Origin of the sequence: Pyxidicoccus xibeiensis (genome assembly GCF_024198175.1) — a bacterium.
GTDB classification, from domain to species: domain Bacteria; phylum Myxococcota; class Myxococcia; order Myxococcales; family Myxococcaceae; genus Myxococcus; species Myxococcus xibeiensis.
Window position 1 is genome coordinate 188072 of the sequence record NZ_JAJVKV010000003.1, and the last position, 19064, is coordinate 207135.

General features: G+C 68.6%; 12 protein-coding genes. 5 read left to right on the top strand and 7 right to left on the bottom strand.

The annotated features are described in order from the left end of the window. Positions 1 to 280 precede the first annotated feature (280 nt). Both LXT23_RS13430 and LXT23_RS13435 read left to right on the top strand, forming a co-directional pair. A complete protein-coding gene (locus LXT23_RS13430; RefSeq protein ID WP_253980569.1) occupies positions 281 to 2281 on the top strand; it encodes a CBM96 family carbohydrate-binding protein in 2001 nt (666 codons plus the stop codon). Between the two features lie 187 nt (positions 2282 to 2468). After that, entirely contained in the window at positions 2469 to 7583 is a 5115-nt protein-coding gene (locus LXT23_RS13435; RefSeq protein WP_253980570.1) for a GAF domain-containing sensor histidine kinase, read from the top strand. A gap of 3 nt (positions 7584 to 7586) precedes the next feature. On the opposite strand, the gene LXT23_RS13440 is transcribed toward LXT23_RS13435, so the two are convergent. The 3 genes from LXT23_RS13440 to LXT23_RS13450 form a co-directional block, all read right to left on the bottom strand. After that, positions 7587 to 8540 carry a C39 family peptidase gene (locus LXT23_RS13440; protein ID WP_253980571.1) on the bottom strand — a complete coding sequence of 318 codons (954 nt, stop codon included), beginning with the start codon at positions 8538 to 8540 and terminating at the stop codon, positions 7587 to 7589. A gap of 473 nt (positions 8541 to 9013) precedes the next feature. Next, positions 9014 to 9517: a group II truncated hemoglobin gene (locus LXT23_RS13445; RefSeq protein ID WP_253980572.1), complete on the bottom strand. Its 504-nt coding sequence runs from the start codon at positions 9515 to 9517 to the stop codon at positions 9014 to 9016. Next, positions 9514 to 9933 (bottom strand): putative quinol monooxygenase, encoded by a 420-nt coding sequence (locus LXT23_RS13450; RefSeq protein ID WP_253980573.1) that lies wholly within the window; start codon positions 9931 to 9933, stop codon positions 9514 to 9516. The genes LXT23_RS13445 and LXT23_RS13450 overlap by 4 nt, the downstream gene beginning before the upstream one ends. A 139-nt stretch (positions 9934 to 10072) precedes the next feature. Here LXT23_RS13450 and LXT23_RS13455 point away from each other — a divergent pair, with 139 nt between their 5' ends. Then, the gene (locus LXT23_RS13455; RefSeq protein WP_253980574.1) at positions 10073 to 11002 is read left to right on the top strand and encodes an AraC family transcriptional regulator; all 930 of its coding nucleotides are present in this window, start codon (positions 10073 to 10075) and stop codon (positions 11000 to 11002) included. A gap of 347 nt (positions 11003 to 11349) precedes the next feature. On the opposite strand, the gene LXT23_RS13460 is transcribed toward LXT23_RS13455, so the two are convergent. Further along, positions 11350 to 11730: a carboxymuconolactone decarboxylase family protein gene (locus tag LXT23_RS13460; protein WP_253980575.1), complete on the bottom strand. Its 381-nt coding sequence runs from the start codon at positions 11728 to 11730 to the stop codon at positions 11350 to 11352. 202 nt (positions 11731 to 11932) lie between these two features. Between LXT23_RS13460 and LXT23_RS13465 the strand changes: the two genes are divergently transcribed. Then, entirely contained in the window at positions 11933 to 12691 is a 759-nt protein-coding gene (locus tag LXT23_RS13465) for a hypothetical protein (protein WP_253980576.1), read from the top strand. A gap of 148 nt (positions 12692 to 12839) precedes the next feature. Here LXT23_RS13465 and LXT23_RS13470 read toward each other — a convergent pair whose 3' ends face one another. Further along, entirely contained in the window at positions 12840 to 13781 is a 942-nt protein-coding gene (locus LXT23_RS13470) for a LysR family transcriptional regulator (protein WP_253980577.1), read from the bottom strand. A gap of 100 nt (positions 13782 to 13881) precedes the next feature. On the opposite strand from LXT23_RS13470, the gene pcaD reads away from it, so the two are divergent. Continuing rightward, positions 13882 to 14688 carry a 3-oxoadipate enol-lactonase gene (gene pcaD / locus LXT23_RS13475; protein WP_253980578.1) on the top strand — a complete coding sequence of 269 codons (807 nt, stop codon included), beginning with the start codon at positions 13882 to 13884 and terminating at the stop codon, positions 14686 to 14688. Positions 14689 to 14844: 156 nt separating this feature from the next. On the opposite strand, the gene LXT23_RS13480 is transcribed toward pcaD, so the two are convergent. Continuing rightward, positions 14845 to 17169, bottom strand: coding sequence for an FG-GAP-like repeat-containing protein (locus LXT23_RS13480; protein WP_253980579.1), 2325 nt, complete (start codon positions 17167 to 17169; stop codon positions 14845 to 14847). 206 nt (positions 17170 to 17375) lie between these two features. Further along, positions 17376 to 18779 (bottom strand): leucine-rich repeat domain-containing protein, encoded by a 1404-nt coding sequence (locus LXT23_RS13485; RefSeq protein WP_253980580.1) that lies wholly within the window; start codon positions 18777 to 18779, stop codon positions 17376 to 17378. Between the last annotated feature and the right edge of the window lie 285 nt (positions 18780 to 19064).

Here is a 19064-nt window from a genome sequence, read left to right on the forward strand (position 1 = left end):
CAGTTGCAGCTGGAGTCCGCCCCGGCAACTCCGGCGGCCATGTCCTGACTCCGCGCGCGAATCCTGGGACGGCGTTCGTGCGCAATCCTCTTCGGAGCGGTGAGTCCGTCATGAGTGAGGGCACGCGCTGGATGCGGCATCAATCACTGTCTGGGACGTTGGTACGACGTTTGTATTGGTTGAGTGCAGTCACCTCCCGAGGCGCAGCGGCCGGGGGCCGGGGCGGCGGGCAGGCGACATCTGCAACGAAGATGCAGTGGCAACGGGCGAGGAGCGGGAAATGTCTGGGTGGAAGGTGTGGCAGCGGGTGGGCAAGGTGGTGGGCGCGACGGCGGGGTTGATGTTGCTGACCCATTGCGGCGGAGCGGAGGAGCAGACGGGAGCGCAGGCGCAGCCCCAGGAGGCGGAGTCCTCGAAGCAGGCGGCCAGCTCGGACGCCTGCCAGCCGGTGGTCCGGCACTCGGACATCTGGGTGAGAGCGACGGAGGATACGTACGCGACGGCGTCCCAGCCGGACGCCACGCATGGAAGCGAGCAGCTGCTGCTGGTGGACGGGGCGCCCCAGCTGGAGGCGTACCTGCGCTTCCAGGTCGACCCCTACCTCCTCCAGGACGTCACACTCACGCAGGCGCGGCTGCAGCTGTTTGCCACGGATGGCAGCAGCGACGGGCCGGCGCTCTACCGCACCAGCGGGAGCTGGGACGCGAGCACCCTGACGTGGAACACCCGCCCCGCGCGCGTGGGCAGCGCCCTGGGCGACCTGGGCACCGTCGCCAACAACACCTATGTCGAGTACGACGTGACCTCGGCCATCTCGAGCGCGGGCACCTACGACTTCGCGCTGGTGCCGACAGGGGGCAATGGCGTGGACTTCCAGTCGCTGGAGTCCTTCGCCAGCCAACCGCAGCTCATCCTGACCGTCGCCCGCACCTACTGCGCGCGCCGGGGCACGGGAGGGGACGTCACCTGGGGCCACTCCCGCGGCGGTGAGAACGACCAGTACCTGCGGGCCATGGCCATGGACCCGCAGGGCGGCTTCGTGGCCGCCGCCGACTACTTCCACAGCGGCAACTTCGGCGGGCAGCCCCTGACGTCGCCCTACGGGTTCGCCCTGGTGAAGTACGCCGCGAGCGGGGCGCACCAGTGGTCGCGCGTCTACGTCCAGTCCAACCTGGACAGCCAGCTTGCCGCCACCGACATCACCCTCACCCCGCTGGGAAACATCCTCGTGGTGGGCGCCTACCAGGGCGCTCCCGACTTCGGCGCGGGCCCCCTGCCCTACATCAACGGCTCCAACTGGGGGTTCTTCGTCGCCAAGTTCGCGCCCGATGGCGACCCCGTTTGGTCCCACGGCTTCGCTGCGTCCGGAGAGGGAAACAACATCCGGGCCTATGCGGCCTCGGTGGCCACCGATGCCAACGGCAGCCTCATCGTCACCGGTGACTTCACGGGCTGGCTGAACCTGGGCGGTGCGGAGCTCGAGTCCGGGGAGTCCTTCTCCCAGTACGGCATGTTCCTCGCGAAGTTCTCCTGGGAGGGCGCGCACCTGTGGTCGCTGGCGGTCCCCGCGGGCACCAGCAACCCCTGGAGTGACAGCACCCTGGGCCGGGAGGTGGTGACCAACGCGGAGGGGCGCATCTACGTCGGCGGCCAGGCGGGCACCGGCCGCCTCGGCGCCATCAGTGACTCGACGCCGTTCGTCGCCGCCTACAGTCCGGAGGGGACGCTGCTGTGGTCCCGCGCGCTCTACGACGCGAACGGGCACGTGGAGTCGCTCGCGGTCATGCCCGACGGCGGCGTGGCCTTCGCCGGCGCCTTCCAGGGCTCCTTCAGCTTCGCGGGCACCACGCTCACCAGCCTCCCGGACTCGGCGGGCTGGTCCACCATGGACGGCCTGCTCGGCGTGCTGTCGCCGACGGGCGCCGACACCTGGGCGAAGGCGCTGGGCAGCTCCAGCTATGACATCATCCACCGCCTCGACGCGGACCCTTCCGGGAACCTCTCCTTCGCGCTGCACACCAACGGCCAGGTGGACCTGGGGGGCGGCGTGCTGAGCCACCCCACGCAGAGCGGCTACTTCCTGGCGCGCTTCACCTCCTCGGGTGCGCACCGCTGGTCTCGCGTGCTGGCCCCGGAGCTCATCCCGATGGGACTGGAGACCTCGCCTGACGGCGGGACGGTGCTGGGCGGCGTATTCGACCGCCCCGTCACCGTGGACAGCACGACGTACCCCGCCCCCGGTGGCAACGACGAGCTGCTGTTCCTGAAGCTCGCCCCGTAGTCCTCACGGCCGCGTCCACGGGCCTGGCGTCCGGGCAGGAGCCTCTCGGCTCCTGTGACCGGGCGCCGGGCCTTTGAGGCGTTCGTGACCAGGACCGTCCACATCGTTGGATTGTTGCTCCCCTGGAGGTGCCTGGGCTTTATGGGATGCGGCGCTCATCCAACACCCTGATAAGACGAAGGTGAGGATGGACGAAAAGATGGACGTGCTTCCCGGCTACACCCTGGACGCGCTCGTGCGTCAGGGGGAGAGCGCAGCTGTCTACAGGGGAGTGTCCGCTACCGGTCGCCGGGTCATCGTCAAGCTGCTGCGCTCCCAGCAGCCCTCTCCGAGAGAGCTCGCGGAGCTCCGCCATGCGTTCGAGCTCGGGCGTGAGCTCGACTCTCCAGCCGCGGTGCGCACGCTGTCCCTGGAAGCGTCTGGCGAGCGCTTCGCCCTGGTGTTCGAGGATACGGGAGGACGCTTCCTCGACGAGCTGCTCGGGGCTCCGATGGAGGTCGGCCGCGCGCTCGACCTGGCCGTCGGCATCGCCGAAGCGCTCGCCGACCTCCACGGCCACGGCCTCATCCACAAGGACGTCTGCCCGGAGAACCTGGTCGTCGGCCCTGGGCCGGGCCACGTCCAGCTGACCGACTTCGCCCTCGCCTCTCGCAGTGGGAGCGAGCGCTCGGCGCTGCTCCCCATGTCCAGACAGGTGGTGGGGAGCCTCCCGTACCTCTCGCCCGAGCAGACGGGTCGCATGCACCGTCCCATCGACGCGCGCACGGACCTCTACTCGGCGGGTGTCGTGCTGTACCAGGTGTTCACCGGTCAGCTGCCCTTCCACGCCGAGGACCCGCTCGGGTGGATTCACAGCCACCTCGCCCGCATGCCCCGCCCGCCCGTGGAGCTTCAGCCCCACCTGCCGGCCGTCGTGTCGGAGCTGGTGCTGCGCCTCCTGGCCAAGGCGCCCGAGGACCGCTACCCGACAGCGCACGCGCTGCTCATCGACCTCCTGAACTGCCGCCAGCAGTGGACCTCGAACCAGCGAATCGAGCCGTTCGCCCTCGTCACCGGCGACGCGCTCGGACAGCTGCGAGCACCTCAGCTCATCAAGCTTCGAGAGGCCGAGCTCGAGCAGCTGCGCTCCGCCTTCGAGCGGGTGGTGGCCACGAAGCACCCGGAGCTGTTCTTGGTGATGGGAGAGGCGGGCGTCGGCAAGTCGTCCCTGATGGTCCAGCTCAGGTCCACGGTCCTCGACAAGGGCGGCCTCTTCCTGACGGGCAAGTTCGACCAGCAGCAGGAGGCGCCCTACGCGGCCTTTGCCTACGCGTTCCAGGCCCTCTTCCAGCAGCTTGCCGAGGAGGAAGCGCCCCTCAAGGCCCGCTGGCGAGAGCGGCTGGATGCGGCGCTCGGTGCGAGCGGGCAGCTGATTGCCGACCTCATCCCCGAGCTGCGCCTGGTGACCGGGCGGCTGCCGGAGGTCGCGCCGCTGCCTCCCGTCGAGGCCCAGAGCCGCTTCCTCCAGGTGTTTCGACAGCTCCTGGAAGCGCTCACCGAGGAGCACCCGGTGACGCTCTTCCTCGACGACCTGCATTGGGCCGACGAGGCCAGCCTGCGGCTGCTCCAGCACCTGGTGTCACACCCCGCGCCCCACCCCCTCCTCATCCTCGGGGCCTGCCGCGACCGTGACAGGGCGCCGTCCGACCCGCTGGCGGTCACCCTCGACCAGCTCGAGAAGGGTCAGACGCGGGTGACGGAGCTCACCCTGCTCCCGCTGTCGTTCGAGGACTGCGCGCACCTCATCGGAGAGGCGCTCGGCGCCGACCCACGGACCCTCGCGCCGCTGGCGGCGTTGGTCTGCGACAAGAGCCACGGCAACCCCTTCTTCACCGTCCAGCTGCTCTTCGCGCTCCATCGCGCCGGCCTGGTCACATTCGACCGGGAGCGGAGCGCCTGGCGGTGGAGCGCCCACCGCATCCTCGCGCTGGAGCTGAGCGAAGACGTCCTCGAGCTGATGCTCGACAAGCTGCGACGCCTCCCAGCCGTCACGCAGGAAGCGCTCAGGCTCGCGGCCTGCCTGGGGGCGACTGTCGAGCTCGAGCCGCTCATCGTGACGAGCGGCTTCTCGGAGGAGGCCCTGCGCACCGCGCTGGACCTGGCCGTGCGCGAGGGGCTGCTCCTGCGCCTCGACGGCAGCTATCGCTTCTTGCACGACCGCGTGCAGCAGGCCGCCTACGCGCTGCTCGAGCCCGAGGCGCGTGCCGCCACGCACCTGCGCATCGGCCGCCGGCTGCTCGCGCACACCTCACCGCAGCTGCTGTCCGAGCGGGTGTTCACCCTGGTGAGCCAGCTCAACCAGGGCGCGCATCTGATTGAAGCGCCGGACGAGCGCATTGCCATCGCTCGGCTCGACCTGCTCGCCGCCAGGCGCGCCAAGGCCGCCTCCGCCTATGGCGCGGCGCTCCGCTACATCCAGGCGGGCCTGGCGCTGCTGGCTCCCGAGCCATGGACGACCGAGCATGACATTGCTCAGAGCCTCTACCTGGAAGAGGCCGAGAGCGAGCTGTGCGCCGGCAATCTGGACACGGCCGAGCGCGTCCTGACGCTCCTGCTTTCCCATGCGCGCACTCCCGCCGAGCGCGCCAGCGCCTACCGGGCGCAGATCGACCTGCACACCACCCGGGGCGCCCTGGGCCCGGCCATCGACAGCGCCAGCGCCTGCCTCCGCCAGTACGGCATCGAGCTGAGCCCCCATCCCACGCTCGAGCAGCTTGGGGAGATGGATCGCACCGTGGAGCAGCTCCTCGGGGAGCAGGCCATCGAAGCGCTGCTCGGCCTGGCCCCCATGCGAGATGCGGACACGGAGGCCGCCATGAGCGTGCTGGCCGCCTTCCTGCCGACGGCCTACTTCTACAACCCCCAGCTGCACCACCTGGTGGCGTGCCAGATGATGCTCCTCACCCTCCGGCATGGACTGACGTCCGCCTCCGCGGTGGGGCTCACCGCCTACGGCTTCGAGCTGGTCATCACCCACAAGCAGTACGCCAGGGCCGCCAGCTTCGCCCGCGTGGCGCTCGCGCTGGTGGAGCGGCACGGCCTGGTCGCGGATGAGGCGAAGGTGTGCCTGCTCGTGGGCGTGACCCTCCTCCCCTGGGTCGAGCCGGCGCGCTCCCTCTACACCTTCCTCGAGCGGTGCCTTCGCGCGGGAAGGCGTGCGGGAGACGTGTTCTTCGTCTGCCTCGGGCTCTTCCACCGCTGCCTGCTGGCGCTGGCCGCGGGCGAACGGCTCGAAGAGGTCGAGCGCGCGGCGCGGGCCGCCGCCGATTTCACCCGCGGCGTCGGGAACGAGCCGCTGCTCATCTGTGCCGAAATCGACCAGCACTTCACCCAGGCGCTGCGCGGCCGCTCTCCGGCGCTCCCTCTCGAGCGGCTCGAGGAGGCGGCCCTCGCCGAGCGCGTGAGGCGCAACCCGCTGTTCGTCAGCTTCTGGTACCGCTTCCACCGGCTCGAGCTCCATCTCGTCCTGGGCAACCGCGCCGCAGCGCTCGCCGAGGCGCGACAGCTCTCCGGCCTCATCGTCTCCCAACGGGGCCAGTACCCTGAGGCCCATGCCGTCTTCATGGTCGCCCTGGCCCTGGCGGCCCATGGCGAGGAGGCCCCCGCGGAGGAGCAGGCACAGTTGAGGGCCGAGCTCGACGGCCATCACGCCTTCCTCAAGAACCTGGCGGCTTTCTGTCCAGCCAACTTCCTCGCCTTCGAGGCGCTGGTGACGGCAGAGGTCGCGCGGCTGCACGGACGTGCGGAGGAAGCCGGGGAGAACTACGAGCGGGCGCTCCGGGCCGCGCTTGCGAGCGGCTACGTCCACTATGCGGCGCTGGCAGGCGAGCTCGCCGCGAGCTTCTACCGTTCACGCGGCCTGCGCACCATCGCCGAGGCCTACCTGGAGGAGGCCTGGCGCGCCTACCAGGAGTGGGGCGCCGAGGCCAAGCTGCGCCAGCTCGAGCAGCTGCACCCCCGCCTGGAAGAGCGCCTGTCGCGCGTGCTCCCCCACCACCGGTACGCGGAGCCCGCGCAGCTCGACGCGCGCGCGATGGTGCACGCATCACAGGTCCTCTCCCAGGAGATCGTCCTGCCGCGGCTGCTGGAGAAGCTCCTGCGGAGCGCGCTCGAGCAGGCGGGCGCGGAGCGGGGCTACCTGCTGACGCTCGAAGCAGGCCGTCCCCTCGTGCGGGTGGCAGCGCAGCTGACGGAGTCCGGAATCCAGGTCTCCGTCTTCGGCGAGCCCGCCGCCCCCGGCGCCGAGCTCCCGGGCTCGCTCCTGTCGCACGTACAGAGGATGCGGCAGCCAGTGTTGCTCGACGATGCCTCACAGCCGAGCCCCTTCTCTTCGGACCCCTACTTCGCCTCGCTGCGTGTGCACTCGGTGCTCTGCATTCCACTCGTCCGGCAGGCCGACCTCGCCGGCATGCTGTACCTGGAGAACAACCAGCTCGCGGGGGCGTTCACGTCCGAGCGGATCCTCACCCTGGAGGTGCTGGCCGCACAGGCCGCCATCTCCCTCGAGAACGCCCGCCTCTACCAGGCGGCCGAGGAGGCCGTCCGCGTGCGCGACGACTTCCTGGCCATCGCCTCCCACGAGCTCAAGACCCCCATCACCGCCATGAAGCTCCAGGTGCAGTCCATCCGACGGGCGATGGACACGCGGGAGAATGGAGCGCACACGGAGGACCGGCTCGTCCCCCTGCTCAAGGCCTTCGAGCGCCATGTCAGCCGCCTGGCCTATCTGGCCGACGAGATGCTCGAGGTGTCACGAATCAAGGCGGGCACGCTGGCGCTGGCGCTGGAGGAGCTCGACCTGTCCCGCCTGGTGCGGGAGCAGGTGGACACCGTGGCGGAGCGCCTGAAGGCCGTGGGGTGTCCCGTGGAGCTCGAATTGGAGGAGACGGTCGTGGGGCGGTGGGACCGCATCCGCCTGGGGCGGCTCGTCAGCAGCCTGCTCCTCAATGCCATGAAGTTCGGCGCGGGCTGTCCCATCACCGTGCGCACACGCAGGACTGGCGACTTCGCGCGTCTCGAGGTGCAGGACCGCGGAGGCGGGGTGGACCGTGCCGACCAGGCGCGCATCTTCGAGCGGTTCGAGCAGGCGGCACCCGCGCACCACTATGGCGGGCTGGGCCTGGGGCTCTATCTCGCACGTGAGACGGTGCGCGCCCACGGCGGCACCATCTCCGTGGAGAGCGCGCTCGGCGCCGGCGCCACGTTCGTGGTGGACCTGCCCCTGAGTCCTCCGGGGCCGGCTGGACGTGGCCCCGCCGCTTGATGACTACCCGATGGCGAACTGGTAGCCACCGTTGGGGTTCTTGTTGATGAACGTCTCCAGCTCCTCCGGCGGGACGGTGTTGACCTCGGGCTGCGCCGGGTCCTTCACGAGGAAGTTGCCCTGCTCGTCCATGCCCGTCACCACCACGTAATGGCCGGAGGGCTTCACGTTGGGGTCCTTGTTGGGGCCCAGGGAGTGGACGTCGCCGTTGGCCACCACCAGCTTGCCCTGCTTGAGCTGGTCGGCAATCCAGTCCACGTCCGCGCGCGGCCCGCGCTGCTCCGACTCCAGGCCCATCTTCTCCGCCATCTTGCCGATGGCCTCGACGTCCGTGCCGCCCGTCATCTTGCCGTCGACCTCGTTCAGGTGGGTGATGAGCTCGGCATCCGTCATCTCACTCCCGTACCCGAGGGAGCGGGCAATCATCGCCATCGAGGTGGGGCCGCAGTTGGCCTTGCCGTTGCTGTAGCCGTTCTCCTCCCCGGCGGGATGGTACTGGTTGATGTACGGGACCTCGCCGAAGGGCTTGTGGCCCACCCCCTCGTCGTGGAGTGTATCGACGCTCTCCTTCTCGGAGAGGGTGCCCGGCCCCATGCCGTCGCTCGCCTCCGCGGGGGCCTCCACCTGCTGCGCCGCCGGGTCCAAGCTCACCGGCGCCCGCTGGGAGCTCACGGGCGTGAAGCTCGACGCGTCGGGGCTCTGGGCGGCCTTGTCGACCAGGGTGCGGAGCTCCTGCGTAATCTCGCGCAGGCTCCTGCCAATCAGCGCCTGGAGTTGCTCCAGGCCCGGTGCGGCGCCCGCGGGCGTGAAGCTGTCCCGGGACAGGTCGAGCGGCTGGGCGCGCGGGCCGCGGCCCTGCTCCGCCACGGGCGAGGCGGTGGCCGGCCGGGCGGGGGCGAGGGGCGAGGCGACGGAGGGGAAACCGAAACGACGCGACGACACGGGGGAGAACGACATGGCGACCTCGGGTGGCTGCGGGGGGCTGAGCTGCGCTTGAAGACATCATCGCCAGCCATTTATTTTTGTTTCCTGTCGCCATTGATTTCCCAGACACCGCTCCCGGCCGCGTCTCGGAGGCGTATCAATGCATCATCCAGGAGCGGAGCGCCCCGGACTTCCAGAGGGAGAATGGGAGGGATGAACGCGCGCCAGGGCGTTTCGCAGACACATTCCCGAAATGGCGAAAGTGATTGCAGCATCCACGGACACGCCCCATGAATGGCGCAAGCGACTGCGCCGCTCCATGGCGGGTGCGGACGGACGGCCTTCAATGCGATGACGGGCTGAGCGGGAGGGCGTCCCAGAAAAGTGGATTTCGCCACCTTTTTTCCCGCGCCCGCCCTCGGAGCCGGACGTCGCTGGAGACAGCGGCGTCCGGCCCGGGGACTTGGATTACTTGTGCTGCCGCCCGACGGAGACGTTCGAGCGCATCAGGGACGGTAGGGACCGCCGGGAACTCCCCACCCCCACACGGGCATGGGCGCATCGGAGGCGACGGTCGCTCCGGCCTGGGAGTTGATGACCGCGAGCCGAGAGCCCCACTCGATGTAGGCAACGAAGGCCGAGCGGAACTCGGGGTCCGCTGGAAGCCCCAGCTCATCCGCGGTGTCCAGGAGCAGCTCCGACCAGCGCCGACGCTGCGCCTCCGTCAGATGGCGGTCGAGGTGATGACGAATCATCTCGGGATGGCCACCCTTTTCGGCGCTGTAGCGCGCGGGCCCGCCCAACACCTCGCCCAGGAACAGGGCGACGTGGGCCGGATGCGCCGCGGACATCTGAGCGAAGACGGGGCCCAGGAGCGCGTCATCGCGCACGCGCTCGTAGAACCGGGCCGTCAGCCGCGCGAGCGCCTCGGCACCTCCGGCCCACGCATACAGCGACGGCACGGAGTCAGGGCTCGTGGCCCCATCGCCCTTGACTCCGGAATCGCTCACGGACGGCTCCCGGCGCTCTCGACGTTGTAGTGCTTCATCTCCTTGATGTCGGAGAAGAAGGGCTTGACGAGCGCGAAGAACTTCTGGAACTGGGCGCTTCCGCGAAACCCCTTCATGTGGCCCTCGACGGAGTCCCACTCGATGCGGACGATGAAGTTGCTGGGCTCCTCGACGCCCCGGCTCACCTCGTAGCGCAGGCAGTGCGGCGAGGCTTTCAGGTGCTCGCCCGCCTCGCGATAGGCATCGAGAAAGGCCTGCGCGCGCTCGGCGGGGACTTCGTATCGGATGTACTCCACGACCATGTTCCGCTCCTTGTTCGAGGTGGGCTTGGGCTGAGGTGTCGAGGCGGCGATTCCCGTCGTGGCCACGGCGGCCACGAGGATTAGCAGGGTCAGACGACGGACGTCGAGGTGCACTGGCGAGCTCCAGGGAGAGGACATGGGCCGGGGATTCGAGCGTGTGTTCCCGTCCGGGGGTGACAGAGTACTGACGGGCGGGACCCACCTGCTTCGTCATGCGTTCCGATTTGTTGGCCTGGCGTTCCGCGAGGAGAGGATGACGATGGACCCACTGTCGGCGGTGCTTCGCGGGATGCACCTGAGCGGAAGCATCTACGCCACCTGGGAGCTGCGCGCGCCTTGGGGCATGGACCTGCCTGGCGGCCCCTTCGCCGCGTTTCATCTGGTGGAAGAGGGGGGTGGCTGGTTGCGGCTCGGTCGCGACGTCCACCGGCTGGAGGCCGGCGAGCTGGTGGTGCTCTTCAGGGGCCAGGCCCACCAGCTGACCGCCACGAGGACCTCCCCCGCCGTCCCGCTGGGGCGCCTGCTCGCGCGGCACGCGCCCGTGGCGGGCGTTCATCGCGCCGGAGGCGCGGGAGAGCTGGCCCGCCTGGTGTGCGGCAAGTTCGCCCCGGAGGGTGGCCAGGACCTCCGCATGCTGCGCGGGCTTCCCCCGTTCGTTCACCTGAGGCGCGAGCAGCTGGCGTCTCTTCCCACGCTTCGCGCGCTGCTCACCTCACTCGCCCATGAAGCGTCGTCCACCGCCCCCGGAGCCGCCACGGCCGCCGCGCGCATCACCGACGCGCTCTTCGTGCAGGTGCTGCGCGCCCTGGTGCTCGACTCGGGGGAGGCTCCACCGGGCTGGCTGGCCGGGCTGCGGGAGCCTCGACTGGCGGAAGCGCTTCATCGGCTTCACACGGAGCCGGCGCGGGCCTGGTCTGTCGCGGAGCTGGCCACCCAGGTGGGGATGTCCCGCACGCGCTTCGCCACGCTCTTCCAGCAGCGCATCGGGCAGCCCCCGATGACCTACCTGGCGAACCTCCGCCTGGAGCTGGTCGCGCAACGGCTGCGGGACAGCGAGGAGTCCATCGCCGAGATTGCACACGCGGCTGGCTTCGCGAGCCAGACGGGTCTGAACCGTGCGTTTCGCCGTCGCTTCCACCAGCCGCCCTCGGCCTTCCGTCGCGCCACCCGGGGAGGCGCATGAGCCGGAATGGGACCTGCTCCTGGGGATGGAGACCTGGTGTAACGTCTCCGTGCGGCGCGGCGTGCCGGACGTCGATGTGCCCCCCGGAGCGCTCTTGAACAAGAACGACAAAGCGGCCCGGGTCCGCGGCCAGCTGCGCAAGCCCGACCCCTCGGACGAACCACCTGCCGTCATGGGCCGCCAGGCCCGAGCCGCTCCCGCTCCGCTTCGAACGCGGCGACCACGGCGTCGATGAGGGCGCGCACGCGCGGTCAGCGCCGTCATCCACACGTAGAAGCGCCAGCTCCCGTCGGTGCTCATCCACAGCAGCCGTCCGAGGAAGCGGGGGCCGGCGATGGAAGCCGGCGTCAGGGTTCCTCGGGGGCGGCGGCTGCGTCCTGGTCGCCCGTCTTCGCGGACCCGATGACGTCCTCAACCCAGGTGAGCGCCGCCACCATGGACGGAAAGCCGATGGTGGTGAGCGCGAGCAGCGCCACCTGCCGGACCTCGTCCGGCTGCATGCCCGTGTAGAGGCACTTGCGCGCGTTGCTGTGGACACCGCCCTCGAGTCGCGCGCCGACGGCGATGGCGAGCTTCACCAGGCGCCGCTCGCGCTCGGACAGCGGGCCTGCCGCGTGGATGGCATCCCCGAGTGCCTGGAAGGCGCTGGCCACCTGCGGGTAGCGCGCGGTGACTCCCCGGAAGGTGTCCGGGAGCTTCATGTGGTCTTTCTCACGAGTCTCGGCCATGGCCGGGGCTCTAACACAGGCCGCTCCCTCGACCGCGTCGTCGCCCCGACGGCAGCGCCGGAGCCGTCCACATCTGTACCGTTCTGCCTTCCCCAGGTGTGCAGGCCGCGACGCCCGGCGAGCCGGAAGGTGCCGGCTGAGCCCCAACCCACGGCGCTCCGTGCTTGCGGCGGGTGACTGCTGCGGACAAGCTCCGCGCCTCATGCTCAAGTATCTGCTGCGTCGTGATTCGAAGAAGGGGCTCGCACTCGTCACCGCCAACTTCGGCGGCCTGGACGTCGTCAAGCCGCTGCCGCCGCGATTCGGAATCGACGCATTCTACTACACGGACGAGGCGACGCGGGACGCGACCTCCGTAGAGGCCCGACGCACGTGGACGCGAATCCTGGTCCCCAACTACCCGCGCTTCGACTTCAGTCCACGGCTGCGCGGCCGGTACTTCAAGCACCAGATCCACCGGCTCGACGAGGTGCGGGGACACCGCTTCCTGGTGTGGGCGGATGCCTCGCTCGCCCTCCACGACCTCGACTTCCTCCGCGAGGGCGCGAAGCGCCTCGCGAAGCTTCCGCCCCACAAGCGGGTCCTGCTCGTCCCCCACCCGGACCGCCGCACCATCCAGGAGGAGTTCGACTTCATCGAGTCGCAGATGAGCAAGGGCGACGAGTACCTGCGCGTGCGCTACGCCGAGGAGAAGATGCGCGAGCAGATGGAGGACTTCCGCGCGCGCGGGTGGAGCCTCCAGTCTCCGCTGTGGTGCGGCACCATCTGGATGATGGAGAACTCGGAGCTGCTCCGGAGCGCGTGGGACGACTGGTGGGACCAGAACCTGCGCTTCGGGATGATGGACCAGCTGTCGCTGCACCCCGTGCTCGCACACCGCGGCATCGAGCCGCAGCCGCTGCAAATCAACCTGTGGAACAACTCCCACTTCAGCTGGGTGAAGCACGTGAAGCTGGCGTAGGCCGATGGTCTGGATGGCGAAGCCGTTGTCATTGGGGAAGAAGGCTCCCGTGAATGACGTCGCCACCCCTACCACCGTCACGGTGGTGCCCTGGGGCTGCTGGCGAGCCTCGGCGATGGAGCCGTCGCAGGGCTTCGCCAGGACGGGGCTAACCTCCCGAGACGCCCTTCCCCCGGGGCATGCGGCCCAGCGCCGGCCGCAGCACCGGTGCATGGCGGGCCAGAAAGTCCCACAGCCGGCTGGCAACCGGCCCGTGCGGCCGGTCGCGCCGGCGCGCTGCCACGAGCTCCTCGGTCACACCGGGAAAGTGCCGTCCGGCGATGGACAGCAGGCGTCCGTCCCGCAGCTCGGACTCGATCATGAACCGCGGCAGGTGTCCCCACGCCATGCCGTGCAGAATCAGCTCCTTCTTCATGAGCTGGTCCGGCACGGAACACTGAGGCGCGCCTTCCACCAGGAAATGGCCCTGTTCGGCAGGATGCCTCGCCGAGTCCCGAATCACGCACTGGGTGAAGGCTTGCATCTGCTGCGGCGAGATGGCGGTTGTCGGCTGGAAGGGCAGGAAACCCGGCGCCACCACCGGCACCATGGCGACGCGGCCCAGGTCAATCCACTCCATCCGTACGTCGCCCTTGGGAACACGGTGCACGATGAGGTCGGTCTCGTCCTCCAGCAGCCGCTCCCAGGGACCGCTCACCGCCTCGAACTGTAGATGCAGCCGCGTCTGCGGACATTGCGCGAAGAAGCGGCTGACCAGCTCCAGCACCGGCGCTAGCGGACACAGGTCCCCGAGCACCACGCGCAGCTCGGCCTCCTCCCCCATCGCCAGCTGCCTGGCGTGCGTGTGCAGCTCTTCGGCCTCACGTAGCAGGGAGCGGGCCTTGCGATGGAAGGCCCGCCCGGCCTCGGTGAGGCGCACGCGGTAGCCCGAACGGTCCAGCAGGCTCAGGCCCAGCTGGTGCTCCAGCTTGGCCACCGCGGCGAACACGGAAGGATGCGAGCGGTGCAGCCGCTCGCCCGCGGCCTGGAAGCTGCCGCCGCTCACGACGGCGTCGAAGCACTGCAACTCATGAAGCGTGAAGCCGGACATTGTCGAAGCACCCTACAAGGTCTTTCCAGACTTTGTAGTGTCCCTCCACCGCCCCGGCTCCTAGAGATGAAGCGGTCCTCACCCCATTCCTGGAGCCGACATGGAATCCCAGCCCCCCGCCTTCATCTCCACCGGCGATGGCGTGCGCATCGCGTACCGCTTCGACGGCGCGCCGGACAAGCCGGTGTTGTTGCTCTCGAACTCCATCGGTACCGACCTCCACATGTGGGACGCCCAGGTGCCGACGCTCACCGGACACTTCCGGCTGCTGCGCTACGACGCACGCGGCCACGGCGCGTCCGACGTCCCCACCGGGCCGTATTCGCTGGACCGGTTGGGGCGCGACGCGGTGGAGCTGCTGGACGTGCTGGGCCTGCAACGGGTGCACGTGCTGGGCCTGTCCCTCGGCGGATTCGTCGCGCAGTGGCTGGGAATCCATGCGCCGGAGCGCGTCGACCGCCTGGTGCTGGCCCACACCGCCGCCTACCTCGGCCCGGCCCGGCAATGGGACCACGCCATTGCCGAGCTGCTGGCAGCCCCCGACATGCAGGCCACCGCGGAGATGTTCCTGCGCAACTGGTTCCCGGCCCGCATGCTGCAGGCGAACGACAGGGTCGTCGAGGCGTTCCGCCGCACGCTGCTCGCCATGCAGCTCGAGGGTGTGGCCGGCAGCTGGGCCGCGGTGCGCGACGCCGACCTGCGCCGCACCGTCGCGCTGGTCCGCAACCCGACGCTGGTCATCGCGGGAGCGCACGACACCGTCACCTCCGCCCGCCACGGCGAAGAGATTGCCTCCGCCATTCCCGGCGCGCGGCTCAAGGTCCTGCCCGCGGTGCACTTGTCGAACGTCGAACGGCCGGCGGAATTCCTGGACGCCGTGGTGACCTTCCTCACGGAACGGACCTGACGACGCCCCCCACCGCTGTGCGTGAGGCATTCTGGTCGACGCGCCACGACTCGCCCGAATCGCGCGGCCATCAGCGAGCCGGCTTCTGAAGAAGGCGGGTGCCCGCTTCCGGGCACCCGCCAGGGACTTCAACGAGGTGAGACTACACTCTCAATCTCAGTGCATCTGGACCGACCAGCCAGCACCAGGCGGGCCCCGGTATGCCTCAGTGCTCCGGAACTGGAAGGGTGCGACACCATTGCTGAGATGGATGAGGCTGTAGCTCGGGGCGTTCGGGTCACTCGGGTCATTGACTTGCATGACTGTTGGGTCGCGCAAGGCAATATCCATCAGGCCATCACCGTCTACGTCCGCGGCAAGGGGCTGGTAGTGCGCGCCGACAGTCCCTGCGAATGCAGGCTCGCCAGCAAAGGTGCAGTTGCCGAGGTTGCGCATGAAGTGCCACGTGCCCGTAGTGGTGTCGCGCAAGGCGAGGTCCACAAGCCCATCCCCCGAGAAGTCCGCGACCAGGGGCTGGTAGTGCGCGCCTTGCGCCCAGGCGAACGAACAGTGCCCCGCGAACTGGTAGTTGCCGAGGTTTCGCGTGAAGTGCCACGTGCCCGTAGTGGTGTCGCGCAAGGCGAGGTCCACAAGCCCATCCCCCGAGAAGTCCGCAACCAGGGGCTGGTAATGGGCGCCGGGCGACCAATCGTATGGGCCCTCTCCCGCGTAGGCGCCTGGAGCGACATGGCGCATGAAGCTCCAGCGCCCGGTGGTCGTGTCCCTCATGGCGAGGTCCAGTTGGCCGTCACCCGAAAAGTCGGCGACCGCAGACTGGTAATGTGCCCCGGAAGCCCAGCTGAACGACTCGTTGAAGTTGGAGTGGCCCGCCAGGTCGGACCTTCCTCGGTAGAATTTCAGCCTCCATTCTCCAGACGCTGCGTGGCGGAAGGTGAAGATGGGCTTGTTCCGACGAAATGCCGTGACAAAGTTCTTCAGAAGGCCAACGTACAAGTCACGCTGCGCAGGGTCTGGGTGGAATGTAGGCTCGAGGTCAGCTGAGCCCTCCCATCGAAAGGCGTCCGCCATGTGCGAGTATGGATAGGCCCAGGATGCGTTGCCATGCGCATCGACGCCTTTACACGCCGGCAGGTCAGGCACCGTCGAGCAGTTCTGTGCGCCTCCCTCATTCCAGGACCAGATGATGGCGAACGTCGGTTGAACGTCCAGCGCCTCGCGTGCCTGCATGCCGAAGGTCTGCCCGTTATTGCGCCAGAGCTGCGCGTCGCAATCAAAGTCCGAATCAGTTACCGGGTTGTGGTAGGTCCCCTGGGCCATATTCATGGCGCAGCTGCCCACCGCCGGAGTCACGGACACTTCCTCCGGCCATCCGTTCTGGAAGGCAAAACGGCGCTCACTGCCGGGACGTGTGACATCCTTGTACGACCAGAATCTGCCGGATTCTTTCAGGCCTTCCATTCTCCGGACCGTGAAACGGCTTGTCGTGCAAACTGAAGGTTGTGTAACATTGCCGCTGCCATAGAGGTAGAGCGGACGGCCGCCGAAGCGAAAGAATACCGCCGGGTCATAGCGTCCATAGAACTCGGCCCAGATTGTTTCAGGCGTCGTAAAAGCGTTGTCGCAGGCTGGCCCGTGGAAGACGACACGAGGAGTGGCCTTCCCAGCATGGATTCGCTCCTCGAAGACCTTCAGCAGTGCATGCGTCGGCTGCTTGAACAGGTTGTAGCGAAGCTCGGCGTTGGTGAAATCAAGGATGATGAAGTCCACGCCTGCCGCAGCGAGGCGGTCGGCATGGTCGTGGATGAGGGGCCGGTTGGGAACCATCGGGCTCGGCTTGACCTCTCCGTTGTAGTCGATGTCTGCGACGGGGCCAGTTGCTGCATTTCTACAGAGCTCAAAGGGTTTGTTTGGGTCGTCCTTGTTGAAACAGAGCAGCTTCTTGTCACTGCCGTAATACAGTTTGTCGCCGCGCCCCGTCAGGAGCGCCGCCTGTTGCTCGGGCGTCAACTGCTGCCGCTCCGCGTCCGACAGGGTCCCATCGATGAGCGTGCCGTTGGCATCTTGATAAAGCAGATATCGGTACTTCACGACGGCTTCGCGGGTGCCGTCGGGATTCCCCCACAGGGGCAGGCTCCAGTGAAACCGCCCCGCGCCGCACGGCTCTGGGTCGTCCATGAGGCAGGTATCGTGGAAGATGTTAACGCTAGTCCGGAAGTCCCAGAAGTGCCAGAAGTCAGCCTTTGTATGGAAGCTGACGCCAACGAACTTGTTGGCCGAGGTGGGGTATGCGAGCGATTGGGTGCCAGCCCTCTGCTTCGTCGCCTTGGGTGTCGCGGCCGCTTCAGCCGAGCCTGCCATCACGAACAGGGACAGCAACAGAGAGGCGCAAGCAAGAATGGGGCGAGGGCGAAACTGGCCCATGGCCATGAGGGCGGTACTCGCCTGCAGAGGGTGTGCCCAGCGATGCTGTGTGATTTTCATGGATGTCGATTTCGTAGGGGCGGCTGACTCATCGAGTCACCTTCCATACGAAGGGACGGGGCGCAACTGGCTGGGCTGTCAGCGCGAAAAGCGAAGCCCCGTGACACCTTGCTGGCGACTGGAGCGAGCCTGGTGCAGGAACAGGCAGTCCAGCTGGTGACGCGGGTCCCATCGCAGAACCGCACCCAGGCGACCACGAGCTGTCACTAGCGACGCTTGCGCCGATTCGACCAATCCACCCGCGACCAGAGGCTTGGCGGAAACGGCTCGAGCGGGCCCTGTTTGTCAGCCAAGACCTTGCGCAGCGCGGGAAGCGCTTCGAGCGAGCTCATGTCCACGAGCCTGGAGCACCCGCGGAGGTCGATGGACCGCAGCTCGTCCATTCCCTCCAGCCCCCACAGGGACGTGAGCTGGGTGCAGCCACTGAGGTCCAGGTGCTCCACGCCTCGGAGGTGGCCCAACTGCCGGATGGAGGCGAGCGGGCTGTCCTTCAGCACCAGCTCGATGGGGACGTCCGTCGGACTTCGGTACCCCAGGAAGACGGCAGTGGGCACCCGGTCGAGCGAACGAAGCTGCCGGGCGTAGACGAAGCCGAGCGCGCACAATTTCGGAAGGTCCGCGATGGGCGCGAGATCGGTCGCGGTCAGCCACGTGATGTCGAGGGTGCGCAGTCGTGGCGCGCGCGCCAGCAGGCGAAGCGCCGCGTCGTCGACGGAGCCCACCTCGAGCGAGGTCACGGAAAGTCGCGAGGTCTGGCTGTACCTGTCCAGCGAGGGGAGCTTGAGCCGCAACTCCTCGGCGTCGGGAAGCGCCGTGACGAGGGCGGGGTCCGCGTCGTCCTCAGTGCCGGACAGGCTCAGAATGGGGACCCGGCACCTCGCGATGACCCTGGCGGCCGTGGCGGAGAGGCGCCCGGAGAAGGAGAGTGAACGCAGCGCGCGGAGCGTCGTGAGCGCCGTGAGGTCGTTGCCCTCTTCGGGAAGCGCGAGCTCCAGCGATTCGAGGGGAAGGTCTTCGAGGCCCGTGGTGGAGAGGGGTTGGTGCTCGTGGACGGCCAGCCGCCGGAGCGTTGCCAGGCCCGACAGCGCACGGAGGTCGCCGAGGCCCCCCCCGCGGAAGTGGAGGACCTCCAGGCTCCGACTGCGTGCGATTCCTTCGAGGTCGAGAATCCCTCTCGCCAGATGCCTATCCCGGTCATACCTGTCCGCGGAGGGCTCCTCCTGGCGGCTCGCGAAGAGCTCGGCATGGCGCAGCAAGGGCAGCTCGGCGAGAGCCCCCGCGCCGATGATGCCGGTGAACGAGTACACCCGGAGACCCTCGAGTGCCGTCAAGCCCGTGAGCCAGCGAACATCGAACGACTCGCCGACGACACGCGGACATTCCACGGCCAGTGTGCGGATCTCGCTCCGAAGGGCGGCGGCCCTCGGCCCGGTCGCGACGCGGAGGGCACGCACCACCTCGATGACACGCAGCGCGTGCACGTCCCTCTGCAGCTGGGGCTCCCCCTCGAACAATAGATCTCCGGCACAAAGCAGACCGTCCCTGCTCCGCAGGCCGGTGAATGGCGGGGGCGCGTAGCGAACCGTCCGGAACATCAGCTCGTCGGTCATTCCCGTCCATTTGCCGACTTTCCACATCGCAAGTCCTCCACCGGAAGCAGTGTACCCGCGCGGGCGGTTGCTCGCCCCGCGGTCACCCTGTTGCGCAGGCCGCGGTCATCGCTCAATCCCACTCGACGCGAGCGTAGGGGGCGGCGGTCTCTGTCAGCAACTCCCTCCCGGACGGTTGCATCAGCGCATCCGCGAGCCCGGGCCCGCGAGGTGCGCGGCAGGTACGCGCCGAACCCGAGCGTGGCTGGATGTGCCGGAACGGCCATCGCCATGGCATCATCCCGG

Bases quoted from the DNA above. Each gene is read 5' to 3' on its own strand.
- LXT23_RS13430 (WP_253980569.1), top strand. From the start codon at position 281: ATGTCTGGGTGGAAGGTGTGGCAGCGGGTGGGCAAGGTGGTGGGCGCG.
- LXT23_RS13435 (WP_253980570.1), top strand. From the start codon at position 2,469: ATGGACGAAAAGATGGACGTGCTTCCCGGCTACACCCTGGACGCGCTC.
- LXT23_RS13440 (WP_253980571.1), bottom strand. From the start codon at position 8,540: ATGTCGTTCTCCCCCGTGTCGTCGCGTCGTTTCGGTTTCCCCTCCGTC.
- LXT23_RS13455 (WP_253980574.1), top strand. From the start codon at position 10,073: ATGACGATGGACCCACTGTCGGCGGTGCTTCGCGGGATGCACCTGAGC.
- LXT23_RS13460 (WP_253980575.1), bottom strand. From the start codon at position 11,730: ATGGCCGAGACTCGTGAGAAAGACCACATGAAGCTCCCGGACACCTTC.
- LXT23_RS13465 (WP_253980576.1), top strand. From the start codon at position 11,933: ATGCTCAAGTATCTGCTGCGTCGTGATTCGAAGAAGGGGCTCGCACTC.
- LXT23_RS13470 (WP_253980577.1), bottom strand. From the start codon at position 13,781: ATGTCCGGCTTCACGCTTCATGAGTTGCAGTGCTTCGACGCCGTCGTG.
- pcaD (WP_253980578.1), top strand. From the start codon at position 13,882: ATGGAATCCCAGCCCCCCGCCTTCATCTCCACCGGCGATGGCGTGCGC.
- LXT23_RS13480 (WP_253980579.1), bottom strand. From the start codon at position 17,169: ATGAAAATCACACAGCATCGCTGGGCACACCCTCTGCAGGCGAGTACC.
- LXT23_RS13485 (WP_253980580.1), bottom strand. From the start codon at position 18,779: ATGACCGACGAGCTGATGTTCCGGACGGTTCGCTACGCGCCCCCGCCA.